Raw genomic sequence first — 13,042 nt, forward strand, 5'->3', positions numbered from 1 at the left:
GCGCCCTCAGTCCACCAGCTCGTCGAGCGTGCTGCGCACGACCTGGACGATCTCGCCGCCGTGCAGCGGGGCGGCCCCGCCCCGCGCGCCGGCGATGATGGACAGCTCATGCTCGGTGGTCGGGGCGAAGCGGGCGATCTCCGGCAGCAGTTCGTCGGCGAGGACGGCGTGCGCCGCGACCCCCTCGCGCGCGGCGGCGCGGTCGCGCCAGCCGTTCAGCGCCTCGGCGATGGCCGCCTCGATCTGCTTGGACTCCTCGCGGCGCTTCTGGTCCTTGTAGAGGACCAGGACGCGCCAGCCGCCGGGCGCGTAGGCGGTGTCCACGCGCTGCACGTCCACGGTGCCGAGAAAGGCGGAGAGGTGGGCTTGCGCCTCCTCGGGGCCGCTGTCGGGGATCTGGAAGGTCCGGATTTCCATTCTGTGTCCCAATCGCTTCCGCCCGCCCGCGGCGGCACCGTTGTCATGCACCGCCCTTGCGGATCAGGTGAAATACTACACCAAAAAGGAGCAGTCCGGAATCGGCAAGCGCCCCATGGGAGCGGTGACCAGTTTCGGTCCGGCAAGGATGGGCGTCTCCCCTTGGCGAAGGGGATAGCCACGATCGCGGCGTGGAACCGATCCCTCGCCCCGCGTTATCTGCGGTACGGCGTTTTCGCCGACACCGTCCGACAGGAAAGGCGACCCGTCATGCGCTGGGCACCGAAACAGACCCTGTCCGGCGCGGTTGACACAAGGTGCGCCGGCCAGGGAGAGCATGTTTACAATGCAGGAGTCCGACCAACCGCAACCGCCCCGACCGAACCCGCCTCCGGCTGAACCGGCGGCCCAGGGCGCGCCCCTGCGCGCGGACATCGGTCGCCCGGACATCGGCCTCCCTGAAATTGGGCGCCCGGACATCGAGGCCACCACCACCACGGTACCCGTGGCCTCTCCGCGCGCGGGCAGGCGTGGGCGGCGCCTCGGCATTCTGGCGCTCGCCTGCGCCCTGCCGGTGCTGCTGACCGCCGGGGCGCTGGGGGCGGCCTGGACGGGATACCGGCTCTACGACCAGCCCTTCGCCTGGTACAACCTGAACCGCATCGCCGCCGTGGCCGACCGGTCCTCGCGCACGATCGAGGGCATCACGGTGGTGGCGCTGGGCGACGGCGCGCTGCGCGACGCCACGCTCGACGAGCGCGCCATGGCGGAGCTGGGGCGGCGCGAGGGGATCGGGAACCTGCATTTCCTGCGCATCGTGAAGGACGACGCCGAGTTCGACGATTTCACGCCGATGCTGGACCGCATCCTGGCGCTGAAGCCGGACCTCGTTCTGCTCGATCTCGACCTCGGCTTCCGCGAGCGCCACGCGACCGCGGACGCGTGGCGTTACATGGACGCGGTCACCGGCTTCGCGCTCGAAGGACAGGAGTATTTCCAGGACCAGATGGCGGTGCAGTACCGGCGGGCCTGTCCCGATGGGGGTGCCGCGCAGAATGGCGCCACGCCGGCCACGATGGCCACGCCCGGGGCAGTCGCGGAACGGATGAGCGGCGCGCTGGACGTCCGCGCCGATTCGACGTCCTTCGCCCGGCTCCAGGGCTTCGCGGAGCGGGCCGGCCAGGCCGGGATACGGGTGGCGCTGGTGCAGCTCCGCCGCTCTCCGGATCTGGAGGAGCGGCTGCGCCGGGCGGGCGCGCCGGACCCGGCCCTGCTGGAAAAGACCGCCGCCGGCACCGCCCTGCCGCTCTGGCGCTTCCCGGAGGAGATCCGGCGGGACGCGGACTATTGCGGAAACGGCGGGCTCGGTCCCAAGGGGCGCGAGGCCTATTCCGCCTGGATGGCCGGCACCATCGCCGAGACGCTGGGCATCACGCCCGCCGACGAGGTGGCGCTGAGCGGCACCGTCATCCCCGCCAGCGCGGCCGGCGAGGCCCGCGCCGACAGCGCCGGAGCCACGGCCGCCGCGGATGTCACCAAAGCAGCCACAGTGCTGCCAGGGAGAAAGCCAGCCATAGGCCAACGATGACGGCCGCCCCCGCCACGCTGCGCGGCCGCCGTCCGGCAAGACGGAGGTCGGCCTCCCGCCGCAGATCGGCCATGACCGAGGGCGGAATCAGCCGCACGGTGGCGAGGATGGCGAGCGGCAGGATCACCAGATCGTCCAGATAGCCCAGCAGCGGAATGAAGTCGGGGATCAGGTCGATGGGGCTGAGCGCGTAGGCGGCGGTCGCCAGCGCCAGCGCCTTCGCGTGCCAGGGCACGCGCGGATCCCGCCCGGCCAGATAGAGGGCGAGCACGTCCCGCTTCAGCCCGCGCGCCCAGACCTTCTCCCGTTCCAGCATGCCCCCTCCCCTGCCTCCGTCCGGGTCTTCGCCGGATCTTGACCCTGGCCGTTCGCCATATGCCGGTATGTCAAAAAATCGAAACCAAACCTTCAACGGCGTAACAAAAAAGCCGGGCACTAATGTGCTCCGCCGGCGCCGCGGCCGGAACCGAAAACAGCAGCGGAGCCCCGCCATGGACTTCTCGATCCGCAACGCCGATGCCGGCACCGAAATCCAGCTGAAAGGCAGCATGACCTTCGCCGACCATGAATCCTTCCGCGACGTGATCGCCGCCTTCGACGGCCCGCCGGGCCACCGGATGGTGTTCGATCTGTCGGGGCTCGATTTCGTGGATTCCTCGGGGCTCGGCATGTTCATCATCGCGCGCGAGACGGCCGAGAAGAAGAAGCTCGACTTCTCCCTGCGCGGCGCCCGCGACGACGTGCGCCGGCTGATCTCCGTCGCCAAGCTGCACAAGCTGTTCAAGGTCGCGGACTGATCCCGCCGCCGGCGCGGACCGAACAGGACCATTGATTTCCGGACGGTTTCGCGCCAGCACAGGGGGCATGAACCCGCCTGTCCTTCCCCCGCCCGCGCCGCCGCCCCTGCCGCCCCTGCCGATCGATCCCGTCCTGCCCGCCCTGGTCGAGGCGCTGGACGGGCGCGGCGTCGCCGTGCTCCAGGCCCCGCCGGGCGCCGGCAAGACCACGCGCGTGCCGCTGGCGCTGCTCGACCGGCCCTGGCTGAAGGGGCGCAAGATCATCGTGCTGGAGCCGCGGCGGCTCGCCGCCCGCGCCGCCGCCCGGCGGATGGCGGCGATGCTCGGCGAATCCGTGGGCGAAACGGTCGGCTACCGCGTGCGGCTGGACACCAAGGTCGGACCCAGGACGCGGATCGAGGTGGTGACCGACGGCCTCTTCCTGCGCCAGCTCCAGGAGGACGCCGAGCTTCCCGCCGTCGGCGCGGTGCTGTTCGACGAGTTCCACGAACGCGGCATCGACAGCGACCTCGCGCTGGCGCTGGTGCAGGAGACGCGCGGCGCCTTGCGCGACGACCTGCGTCTGGTGGTGATGTCGGCGACGCTGGACGCCGGACCCGTGGCGGCGCTGCTCGGCGACGCGCCGATGGTCACCAGCGAGGGCCGCGCCTTCCCCGTGGAGACGCGCCACCTCGACGCCCCGGCGCCGGGCGCCCGCATCGACGACGCGGTGGCCGCCACCGTGCGCCGCGCCCTGCGGGAGGAGACGGGCAACCTGCTGGTCTTCCTGCCCGGCGCCGGCGAGATCCGGCGCGTGCAGAGCCAGCTTGAAGGCGCCGACCTCGGCCCCGGCACGCTGGTCGTTCCGCTCTACGGCGACCTTCCGGCCGAGGTGCAGGACCGCGCCATCGCACCGAGCCCGCCGGGCACCCGCAAGATCGTTCTGGCCACCCCCATCGCCGAGACCAGCCTGACCATCGAGGGCATCCGCGTCGTGGTGGACGGCGGGCTGATGCGCGTGCCGCGCTTCGACCCGCGCAGCGGCATGACCCGGCTGGTCACCGCCAAGGTGTCCCAGGCGTCGGCCGAGCAGCGGCGCGGCCGCGCCGGCCGGCTGGAGCCGGGCGTCTGCTACCGCCTCTGGCCGGAGCCCGCGCACCGGGCGCTCGCCCCCTTCACCGCGCCCGAGATCCTCGACGCCGACCTCGCCCCGCTGGCGCTGGAGCTGGCGGCTTGGGGCGTGGCCGATGCCGGGTCGCTGGCCTGGCTCGACCCGCCCCCGCCGGCCTCGCTGGCCCAGGCGCGCGAGCTGCTGCGCGAACTGGGCGCGCTGGACGCCGACGGCCGCATCACCCCCCACGGCCGCCGCATGGCCGGTTTCGGCGTGCATCCCCGGCTGGCCCACATGATGCTGAAGGGCAAGGAACTGGGGCTCGGCGGGCTGGCCTGCGAGGTGGCGGCGCTGCTGGGAGAGCGCGACATCGTCAAGGCGCAGCCGGGCTTCCGCGACGCCGACCTGCGGCTGCGGGTCGAGCTGCTGCGCGGGCTGGACGACGAGGGGCGGCTGCGCGCCGGGCGCGGCCTGTCGGTCGAGCGCGGCGGGGCGCAGCAGGCCTTGAGGCAGGCGCGCCAGTGGCAGCGGCAGCTCGGCGCCAGGGCGGGCCAGGGGGCGGTGTCCTCCACCGGGCTGCTGGTGGCGCTGGCCTACCCCGACCGCATCGGCCAGCGCCGTTCCGGAAGCGGAACGGGCGGTGCCGCCGCCCAGTACCGCCTGTCGGGCGGGCGTGGCGCCTTCTTCGCGGAGCCGGAGCCGCTCGCCGCCGAGGACTGGCTCGCCGTCGCCGACCTGGACGGCGCCGCGCGCGAATCCCGCATCTTCCTGGCGGCCCCGCTGGGCTTGGCGGAGCTGGAGGAGGCCTTCGCCGATCATATCCGGACCGAAACGATCGTCATCTGGGACGGGCGCGAGCAGGCGGTGCTGGCGCGGCGGCGGCGGATGCTGTTCGCGCTGGTGCTGAAGGACGAGCGGCTGCCCAAGCCACCCGCCGACCGCATCGCCGCCGCCCTGCTGGAAGGCGTGCGGGAGATGGGTCTCGCCTGCCTGCCCTGGACGGACGAACTGCGCAAGTGGCAGGCGCGCGTGGGTTTCCTGCGCCGCATGGAGGGCGAGGAATGGCCCGACGTCTCCGACGCGGCGCTGACCGATACGCTTGAGGACTGGTTGCTGCCCTTCCTCGACGGGCTGTCGCGCCGTGCGCATCTGGACCGGATCGACCTGTCCAGCGCCCTGCGTTCCCTGCTGCCCTGGGCCATGCAGAAGCGGCTGGACGAGGAGGCGCCGACCCATGTCGAGGTGCCCAGCGGATCCCGCGTGCCGATCGATTATTCCGGGGACGAACCGGTCCTTGCCGTGCGGTTGCAGGAGATGTTCGGGCTGGCCGAAACGCCGCGCATCGCCGGCGGGCGGGCGCCGCTCCTGCTGCACCTCCTGTCGCCGGCCCGCCGCCCGGTGCAGGTGACGCGCGACCTCGCCAGCTTCTGGTCCAACGCCTACAAGGCGGTGAAGGCCGACCTCAAGGGCCAGTATCCCAAGCATTACTGGCCCGACAACCCGCTGGAGGCGGAACCGACCGCGCGCGCGAAACCGCGCCGCTAGCTTTTCCCTCCCCTTCTCTCCCCCGGATCGAAGCCGATCCCATTTCCCGCGTGTTTCACACCCCATGGATTGGTCCACGATATTGATCGGCGTCGGCGGCAGTGCCGCGGCGGGCGCCGCGACCGGGCTCGGCGCCCTCCCCCTTCTCGCCGTCCGCGGCCTTTCGGACAAGGTGCAGACCACGCTGCTCGGCTTCGCCGCCGGGGTGATGCTCGCCGCCTCCTTCTTCTCCCTGATCATTCCGGGCCTGGAAGAGGGGGAGAAGGTGCTGCACAGCCGCCCCTTGGCGGCGCTGGTCGTGATCGCGGCGATCCTGCTGGGCGCGGGCGCCCTGTGGGCCATCGACCGCTACGCCCCGCACGAGCATTTCATCGCCGGCCGCCAGGGCAAGATGACCGCGCAGGTGCGGCGGATCTGGCTGTTCGTCATCGCCATCACCCTGCACAACGTGCCCGAAGGGCTGGCGGTCGGGGTCGGCTTCGGCAGCGGCGATCCGACGCGGGGCTGGACCCTGGCGCTCGCCATCGGCCTCCAGAACATGCCGGAAGGGCTGGCGGTCGCCGCCTCGCTGGTGGCGCTCGGCTACGGCCGGCTGGTGGCCTGCCTGCTGGCGCTCGCGACGGGCATGGTCGAGCCCATCGGCGGCTTCATCGGCGTGGCGGCGGCCTCGGCCGGCCAGTTCATGCTGCCCTGGGGCCTCGGCTTCGCCGCAGGCGCGATGCTGTTCGTGATCTCCCACGAGATCATTCCGGAAACCCACCGCAAGGGGCACCAGCATGTCGGCACCGCCGGCCTGATGGTGGGCCTGAGCGTCATGATGTTCCTGGACGTGACGCTGCAATAGCCGGCGAAAGAGACGCGCGCCCCAAAGGAAAGGCCCCGCCGCTGGAACAAGCGGCGGGGCCTTCTTCGTCTCAAGGCAAGCGCCCGAAGAGAGCTCCGGACCTTACGCCACGCTCCCGCTGGGTGCCGCGACGGCATGTTCCTTCAGCACCGCCTCCGACGTGGCCGAGACCTCGACGAGCTGGACCTCGTAGCCCCAGAGGTTGGCGATGTGGCGCAGCACGGCCTTGGCGTCGTTTTCGTCCAGCAGCACGCCGTTGGTGACGCGGTGCTGGAGGATCAGCTTGCGGTCGCCGGCCAGGTCCACGTCCACGATCTGGATGTCCGGCTCCAGATAGCCCAGGTCGTACTGGCGGGCCAGCAGCTTGCGGACGTTGCGGTAGCCGCGCTCGTTGTGGATGTGCTCGACCAGCAGATAGGGATCCTCGGCGTCGTCGCGCACGCTGAACAGCTTGTGCTTCCGGATCATGTGCGGGCTGAGATACTGCAGGACGAAGCTCTCGTCGCGGTAGTTCGCCCAGGCGTGGCGCACCGCCTCCAGCCCGTCGCCGCTCCCGGCGAGATCCGGGAACCAGTAGCGGTCCTCCTCCGTCGGGTTCTCGGCGATGCGGGAGATGTCCTGCATCATCGCGAAGCCCAGCGCGTACGGGTTGATGCCCGAGAAGCGCTGGTCGTCGAATTCCGGCTGGAAGACGACCGAGGTGTGCGAATGCAGGAACTCCAGCATCGCCCCGTCGCTGATCCGCCCGGTCTGATGCAGCCGGTTCATGATGTGGTAATGGACGAAGGTGGCGCAGCCCTCGTTCATCAGCTTGGTCTGCTTCTGCGGGTAGAAATACTGGGAGACGTGGCGGACGATGCGCAGGATCTCGCGCTGCCAGTGCTCCAGCCGCGGAGCCTTCTTCTCCAGGAAATAGAGCAGGTTCTCCTCGGGCAGGCCGAGCAGCTTCTTGCGCTCCGACACGCTGCGCGGCGGCTTCTGGCCGGGGGCCGGCTTTGGCACCGTGCGCCAGAGGTCGTTGAAGGTCTCGTCCTGGTACTGCTGGCGCTCACGCTCGCGCTTCTGCTCCAGCCGCAGGTCGAGCGCCCGCTTCTTCGGGTATTTGTGCACGCCCTGGTTCATCAGCGCGTGGGCGGCGTCCAGCACCCGCTCCACCGCGGCGTAGCCGTAGCGCTCCTCGCACTGGGCGATGTAGGCCTTGGCGAACTCCAGATAGTCGAGGATGCCCTCGGCGTCCGTCCATTGCAGGAAGAGCTGGTTGTTCTTGAAGAAGTGGTTGTGCCCGAAGGCCGCGTGCGCGATCACCAGCGTCTGCATCGTCATGGTGTTCTCTTCCATGATGTAGCTGATGCAGGGGCTGGAATTGATGACGATCTCGTAGGCGAGGCCGCGGAAGCCCTTGCGGTACATCATCTCGTCGCGGGCGAAATGCTTGCCGAACGACCAGTGCTTGTACATCAGGGGCATGCCGATCGAGGAATAGGCGTCGAGCATCTGCTCGGCCGTGATGACCTCGATCTGGTTCGGGTAGACGTTGAGGCCCATCTCCTTGATCGCGATGTGGTCGATCGCGTCGTAGACCCGCTTGATCTTGTCGTAGTCCCAGTCGGCCCCGTCGTAGAGGAGGCCTTCGGGCTTGCTGATGACGGCGCTCATTCTTGGGCACTCCCTAGGGGTCGGGCCGGCTTCAGGCGCCGGCCTTCTCGCGGGCGAACAGGTCACGGAAGACCGGGAAGATCTCGCGGCGCGACCGCACGCGCCGCATGGCGAGCGGCAGCTCGGGGCTCTGCACCGTCTTGTAGGTGCGCCACAGCTCCGTCTCGCGGCCGAGCGCGGACAGCCCCATGTTGTGCTCCGCCGCCACCTCGATGTAGGCGAAATACTGGCACATGGGCACGATCACGTCGCGCAGCAGCGCCGCCGAGCGGGCGTTGTCCGACGACATGTTGTCGCCGTCCGACGCCTGCGCGGCGTAGATGTTCCACTCGCTCTCCGGGTAGCGCTCCTGGACGACGCGCTGCATCTCCTCCAGCGCGGTGGACACGACGGTGCCGCCGGTCTCCGTCGAGTAGAAGAAGGTCTCCTCGTCCACCTCCTTCGCCTCGTGGGTGTGGCGGATGAAGACGATGTCCACGGAACGGTAGCGCCGCTTCAAGAACAGGTAGAGCAGCATGAAGAAGCGCTTGGCGAGGTCCTTCATGTGCTCCGTCATGGAGCCGGACACGTCCATCAGGCAGAACATGACGGCCTGCGCGATCGGCTTGGGCACCGTCTCGAAGCGGTTGTAGCGGACATCGATCGGGTCGATGAAGGGGATGCGCTTGGACCGCATGTGGAAGCGTTCCAGCTGCTCGCGCATCTCCTGGAGCCGTTCCAGATCCTCGCCGCGCGCCTCCGCCTCGGCCAGCAGCCGCTCCATTTCCTCCATCTCCGCCGGCTTGGGCCGTTTGAGCGCGATGCGGCGGCTCAGGCTGTTGCGCATGGTGCGCACCAGGTTGAGGTTGGCCGGCGAGCCCGTGACCGAATATCCGGCGCGGGTGACGGAGTAGGATTCCGACTGCTTGACCTTCTGCTTCACCAGGTCGGGGAGTTCCAGGTCCTCCAGGAAGATGTCCAGGAACTCCTCGCGGCTGAGGACGAAGCGGAAATCGTCCTCGCCCTCCCCGTCGGCGCTGCCCTCGTTGCCGCGGCCGCCGCCCTGCTGCTCGGGGCGCGCGATCGTGTCGCCTTCCACATACTCCTTGTTTCCGGGGACGACGTAGTCGCGCACGCCCCCGGAGCCGGAGCGGTGGAAGGAGGGCTCCCGCACGCCACCCGTCGAGATGGTGACCTTCTCACCGTTCTCGATGTCCTGGATGCCCCGCTTGCCCGAGGCATCCCGCACCGCCTTGACCACCTGTTCCTTGGCGCGCCGCAGGAAGCGCTGGCGGTTGGCCAGGCTCTTGCCTTGCGGGTTCAGGCGTCGGTCGATGATGTTCATCAAGGGGGAACCCCTCCTGCCTTAGTAAGCCGCGCTTCGGGCCGTCAGCCGGCCTGCTTGACGCGCATGTACCATTCCACGAGACGCCGGACCTGCCGCTCGGTGTAGCCGCGCGTCATCATCCGCGACACGAACTCCGTGTGCTTTTTCTCGGTGTCGCCGTCCTTCTTCGAGCCGAAGCTGATGACCGGCAGCAGATCCTCGACCTGCGAGAACATGCGCTTCTCGATCACTTCGCGGATCTTCTCGTAGGAGGTCCAGGAGGGGTTGCGCCCGCCGTTCGCCGCCCGCGCCCGAAGCGCGAACTTGACGACCTCGTTGCGGAAGTCCTTCGGGTTGGCGATGCCGGCCGGCTTCTCGACCTTCGTCAGCTCCTGGTTCAGAAGCTCGCGGTTGAGCAGCTGGCCCGTGTCGGAGTCCTTGAAGTCCTGGTCCTCGATCCATGCGTCCGCGTAATCGACATAGCGGTCGAACAGGTTCTGGCCATAGTCGTGGTAGGATTCCAGATAGGCCTTCTGGATTTCGTTGCCGATGAACTCCGCGTAGCGCGGGGCCAGCTCGGCCTTGATGAACTCCAGGTACCGCTTCTCCGTGTCCTCCGGGAACTGCTCGCGCTTGATCGACTGCTCCAGCACATACATCAGGTGGACCGGATCCGCCGCGATCTCGTTGCTGTCGTAGTTGAAGGTCGCCGCCAGCACCTTGAAAGCGAAGCGGGTGGAGATGCCGTCCATGCCCTCGTCCACGCCGGCTTGGTCCTTGTACTCCTGCATGGACTTGGCCTTGGGGTCGGTCTCCTTGACGCTCTCGCCGTCATAGACCCGCATCTTGGAATAGAAGCTGGAGTTCGGGTGCTCGCGCAGGCGCGACAGGACCGAGAAGCGCGCCAGCATCTCCAGCGTCGCCGGCGCGCAGGGGGCCGTCGCCAGGTCGGAGGTCTGGACCAGCTTCTCGTAGATCTTGTTCTCCTCCGCCACCCGCAGGCAGTAGGGGACCTTGATCACGCAGATGCGGTCGATGAAGGCTTCGTTGTTCTTGTTGTTCTTGAAGGTCTGCCACTCGGCCTCGTTCGAGTGGGCCAGGATGATGCCCTGGAAGGGAATGGCGCCGATGTTCTCCGACCCGACATAGTTGCCCTCCTGCGTCGCCGTCAGCAGCGGGTGGAGCATCTTGATCGGGGCCTTGAACATCTCGACGAATTCCAGCACGCCCTGGCTGGCGCGGTTCAGGCCGCCGGAGAAGCTGTAGGCGTCGGGGTCGTTCTGGCTGTACATCTCCAGCTTGCGGATGTCGACCTTGCCGACCAGCGAGGAGATGTCCTGGTTGTTCTCGTCGCCCGGCTCGGTCTTGGAGATGCAGATCTGCCGCAGCTTCGACGGGTGCAGCTTCACCACCTTGAACTTGGAGATGTCGCCGCCGAACTCGTCCAGCCGCTTGACGGCCCAGGGGCTCATCAGGCCGGTCAGGCGGCGGCGCGGGATGCCGTAGCGCTCCTCCAGGATCTCGCCCATCTCCTCCGGGTTGAAGAGCCCGAGCGGGCTTTCGAAGATCGGGCTGATCTCCTTGCCGGCCTTCAGCGCGTAGATCGGGTGCTTTTCCATCAGCGACTTCAGCCGCTCGGCGAGCGAGGACTTGCCGCCGCCCACCGGGCCCAGCAGGTAGAGGATCTGCTTGCGCTCCTCCAGACCCTGGGCAGCGTGGCGGAAGAAGCCGACGATGCGCTCGATCGTCTCTTCCATGCCGTAGAAGTCGGAGAAGGCGGGATAGACCTTGATGGTCCGGTTCATGAAGATCCGCCCCAGACGCGGATCCTTGGCGGTGTCGACCACCTCCGGCTCGCCGATGGCGGCGAGGATGCGTTCCGGTGCGGAGGAATACATCATGGGATCGTCGCGACAAGCCTGGAGATATTCCATGAGGCTCATCTCAGTCTCGCGGCGCCCCTCGTAGGACTGCGTGTAGCGCGTGAACAGTTCGTCGGCCGGGAACATTCCTCGCTCCGTATTTCTTAGTCCGATGCGTTGGGGCTGCCATCGGGTGGGACACCCTCCGGCGCAAGCAGAGCCGGCGCGAAACGATCGGTCAGGGGGGTAGCGCCCCCTTGACGGATCCGCTCCTTGCCGAAAACAAGCAGTTTTGTGCGATTGCTTTCCAAATGAGGCGACCTCGCGGAACCGCTGTGCCTGAATGTGCTGAATCTGAATGTGGTGCTGGACCTTGAGCTTTCCAGCCAAACCTCATCCTGCGGCGAAATGCTCGCGGTGGTACCGCAGCCGCTTGGGCCCGCCGTTACTGGCGCCGGGCCGGAACGTCCGAAGGAACGTTCAAAAGACCATTCAAAAAAACTGATGTTTTTCGTAAAGCGTTGTTGATGCCGTGACGGAGCCATCCTCCCGGCCGAGGCGGGGGGTGCCGCCTGCCGCTCGTTCGGGATTCGCTGACCGCATTCGATCACGCCATCATCCTCCGGAGCAATCCGTCCGCCGTCGCCGAAACGACAGCCGAGGTTAACAAAAAGAATGAACCTGCAAAGATTAAAAACTCACTGCCGTGCCGGGGCGACTAAGGCCTGATTTCTCCTGGATTCGATTAACGCACGGTGCGGGCCGCTGATCCACCCATTCCTATGGAAGATGGTGAGGCGAATCTCCGTACATCGACAAGGCGAAATTTAGGCCTTTTGGAGGCAGCCGAACGGCCAAGCCTTCGCCACAACCATCCGTTGCCCGAACCAAATCAACGGCTTGCCCGCGCGGTGCCCGGTGCCGGGAAAACCCCTTCATCCTAAGGTACCGGCCGGGAGCCCGCGGCGGCGGCAATGTGCCGCACCGGCGGCGCGCCCCTCCGGAAGAAGCATTGCGCTGGGGGTGAGGCGGGGATACACCGGATCCATGAGCTTCCTCGACCACATCCGCGCGTGCAACGCGCACGACTTCTCGGCCTACCGTCCCTTCGTGCTGGAGGGGCGGCGGCTCGGCTGGGTCCGCCACGCGCTCGCCGAGGAGCTGCCCGGCGTCGATCCCGGCTTCGTCACCACCCCCGGCCATGTGACGCTGGCGCCGGAGCTGCGCGACTTCGAGGCGCGCTCCACGGTGCTGCAGCACGCGGCCGAATATCTGCTGGAGCGCGGCGACCTCGCCTCGCTGCGCAACGAATATTACCCGGTGATGGAGAGGTGGGGGGCGGAGCCGCTGCTGCGGGTGGACCGCGCCATCGTGGCGCCCTTCGGCGTCGCCTCCTTCGGGCTGCACGTCAACGGCTATGTCCGGGGAGAAGACGGCAGCCTGTCCATGTGGGTCGGCCGCCGCGCCCGCGACCGGGAGATCGCGCCCGGCCAGTACGACAACCTCATCGCCGGCGGGCAGCCCATTGGCCTGTCCCTGGCCGAGAACCTCGCCAAGGAAGCCCGGGAAGAGGCGGACATCGGCCCGGAGCTGGCGGCCCGCGCCGTGCCCGTGGGCGTCATCTCCTACCTGATGGACTCGCGGCTCGGGCTGAAGCCCGACACGCTCTTCGTCTATGACCTGGAACTCTCCCCCGACGTCGTGCCGCGCAACACCGACGGCGAGGTCGAGGTCTTCGAGCTGTGGCCGCTGGACCGCGTCGCCGAATCGGTCCGCACCAGCGGGGACTGGAAGTTCAACGTGAACCTCGTGGTCATCGACTTCCTCGTCCGCCACGGCTGGCTCACCCCGGAGGAGCCGGATTATGTGGAGATCGTGAAGGGGCTGCGGCGGAGCTGGTGAGCAGGGCGAAAGCCACTCAGCGAAGTCCAGCACCT

The 13,042-nt window shown here is 68.3% G+C and carries 10 protein-coding genes; 5 read left to right on the top strand and 5 right to left on the bottom strand.

Features of this window, described 5'->3' with window-relative positions; genetic code table 11:
* Positions 1–6: 6 nt before the first annotated feature.
* A complete protein-coding gene (locus tag JUB11_RS06070) occupies positions 7–417 on the bottom strand; it encodes an HRDC domain-containing protein (RefSeq protein ID WP_207457243.1) in 411 nt (136 codons plus the stop codon).
* 346 nt (positions 418–763) lie between these two features.
* Between JUB11_RS06070 and JUB11_RS06075 the strand changes: the two genes are divergently transcribed.
* Positions 764–2,005, top strand: coding sequence for a hypothetical protein (locus JUB11_RS06075; protein WP_207457245.1), 1,242 nt, complete (start codon positions 764–766; stop codon positions 2,003–2,005).
* On the opposite strand, the gene JUB11_RS06080 is transcribed toward JUB11_RS06075, so the two are convergent.
* Positions 1,950–2,321, bottom strand: coding sequence for a DUF1232 domain-containing protein (locus tag JUB11_RS06080; RefSeq protein WP_207457247.1), 372 nt, complete (start codon positions 2,319–2,321; stop codon positions 1,950–1,952). The two genes, JUB11_RS06075 and JUB11_RS06080, sit on opposite strands and share 56 nt — an antisense overlap.
* A 175-nt stretch (positions 2,322–2,496) precedes the next feature.
* On the opposite strand from JUB11_RS06080, the gene JUB11_RS06085 reads away from it, so the two are divergent.
* The 3 genes from JUB11_RS06085 (at position 2,497) to JUB11_RS06095 (ending at position 6,281) form a co-directional block, all read left to right on the top strand.
* Positions 2,497–2,802: an STAS domain-containing protein gene (locus JUB11_RS06085; RefSeq protein WP_207457249.1), complete on the top strand. Its 306-nt coding sequence runs from the start codon at positions 2,497–2,499 to the stop codon at positions 2,800–2,802.
* A gap of 67 nt (positions 2,803–2,869) precedes the next feature.
* Positions 2,870–5,437, top strand: a complete 2,568-nt coding sequence (gene hrpB, locus JUB11_RS06090; RefSeq protein WP_207457251.1) for an ATP-dependent helicase HrpB — start codon at positions 2,870–2,872, stop codon at positions 5,435–5,437.
* 64 nt (positions 5,438–5,501) lie between these two features.
* Positions 5,502–6,281 carry a ZIP family metal transporter gene (locus tag JUB11_RS06095; RefSeq protein WP_207457254.1) on the top strand — a complete coding sequence of 260 codons (780 nt, stop codon included), beginning with the start codon at positions 5,502–5,504 and terminating at the stop codon, positions 6,279–6,281.
* Between the two features lie 102 nt (positions 6,282–6,383).
* On the opposite strand, the gene JUB11_RS06100 is transcribed toward JUB11_RS06095, so the two are convergent.
* Genes JUB11_RS06100 through JUB11_RS06110 form a run of 3 tightly spaced genes read right to left on the bottom strand, consistent with a single transcriptional unit; the run spans position 6,384 to position 11,252 of the window.
* Entirely contained in the window at positions 6,384–7,937 is a 1,554-nt protein-coding gene (locus tag JUB11_RS06100; RefSeq protein ID WP_207457256.1) for a SpoVR family protein, read from the bottom strand.
* 31 nt (positions 7,938–7,968) lie between these two features.
* Positions 7,969–9,261: a YeaH/YhbH family protein gene (locus tag JUB11_RS06105; protein ID WP_207457354.1), complete on the bottom strand. Its 1,293-nt coding sequence runs from the start codon at positions 9,259–9,261 to the stop codon at positions 7,969–7,971.
* 44 nt (positions 9,262–9,305) lie between these two features.
* Entirely contained in the window at positions 9,306–11,252 is a 1,947-nt protein-coding gene (locus tag JUB11_RS06110; RefSeq protein ID WP_207457258.1) for a PrkA family serine protein kinase, read from the bottom strand.
* Between the two features lie 900 nt (positions 11,253–12,152).
* Between JUB11_RS06110 and JUB11_RS06115 the strand changes: the two genes are divergently transcribed.
* Positions 12,153–13,007, top strand: coding sequence for a DUF4743 domain-containing protein (locus JUB11_RS06115; protein WP_207457260.1), 855 nt, complete (start codon positions 12,153–12,155; stop codon positions 13,005–13,007).
* Positions 13,008–13,042 lie beyond the last annotated feature (35 nt).

Origin of the sequence: Azospirillum sp. SYSU D00513, from assembly GCF_017356015.1 — a bacterium.
Taxonomy (GTDB): domain Bacteria; phylum Pseudomonadota; class Alphaproteobacteria; order Azospirillales; family Azospirillaceae; genus Azospirillum.

Excerpts from the sequence above, each read along its gene's own strand:
- JUB11_RS06080 (WP_207457247.1), bottom strand. The coding sequence starts at position 2,321 with ATGCTGGAACGGGAGAAGGTCTGGGCGCGCGGGCTGAAGCGGGACGTG.
- JUB11_RS06085 (WP_207457249.1), top strand. The coding sequence starts at position 2,497 with ATGGACTTCTCGATCCGCAACGCCGATGCCGGCACCGAAATCCAGCTG.
- JUB11_RS06115 (WP_207457260.1), top strand. The coding sequence starts at position 12,153 with ATGAGCTTCCTCGACCACATCCGCGCGTGCAACGCGCACGACTTCTCG.
- JUB11_RS06095 (WP_207457254.1), top strand. The coding sequence starts at position 5,502 with ATGGATTGGTCCACGATATTGATCGGCGTCGGCGGCAGTGCCGCGGCG.
- JUB11_RS06070 (WP_207457243.1), bottom strand. The coding sequence starts at position 417 with ATGGAAATCCGGACCTTCCAGATCCCCGACAGCGGCCCCGAGGAGGCG.
- JUB11_RS06105 (WP_207457354.1), bottom strand. The coding sequence starts at position 9,261 with ATGAACATCATCGACCGACGCCTGAACCCGCAAGGCAAGAGCCTGGCC.
- hrpB (WP_207457251.1), top strand. The coding sequence starts at position 2,870 with ATGAACCCGCCTGTCCTTCCCCCGCCCGCGCCGCCGCCCCTGCCGCCC.
- JUB11_RS06075 (WP_207457245.1), top strand. The coding sequence starts at position 764 with ATGCAGGAGTCCGACCAACCGCAACCGCCCCGACCGAACCCGCCTCCG.
- JUB11_RS06100 (WP_207457256.1), bottom strand. The coding sequence starts at position 7,937 with ATGAGCGCCGTCATCAGCAAGCCCGAAGGCCTCCTCTACGACGGGGCC.
- JUB11_RS06110 (WP_207457258.1), bottom strand. The coding sequence starts at position 11,252 with ATGTTCCCGGCCGACGAACTGTTCACGCGCTACACGCAGTCCTACGAG.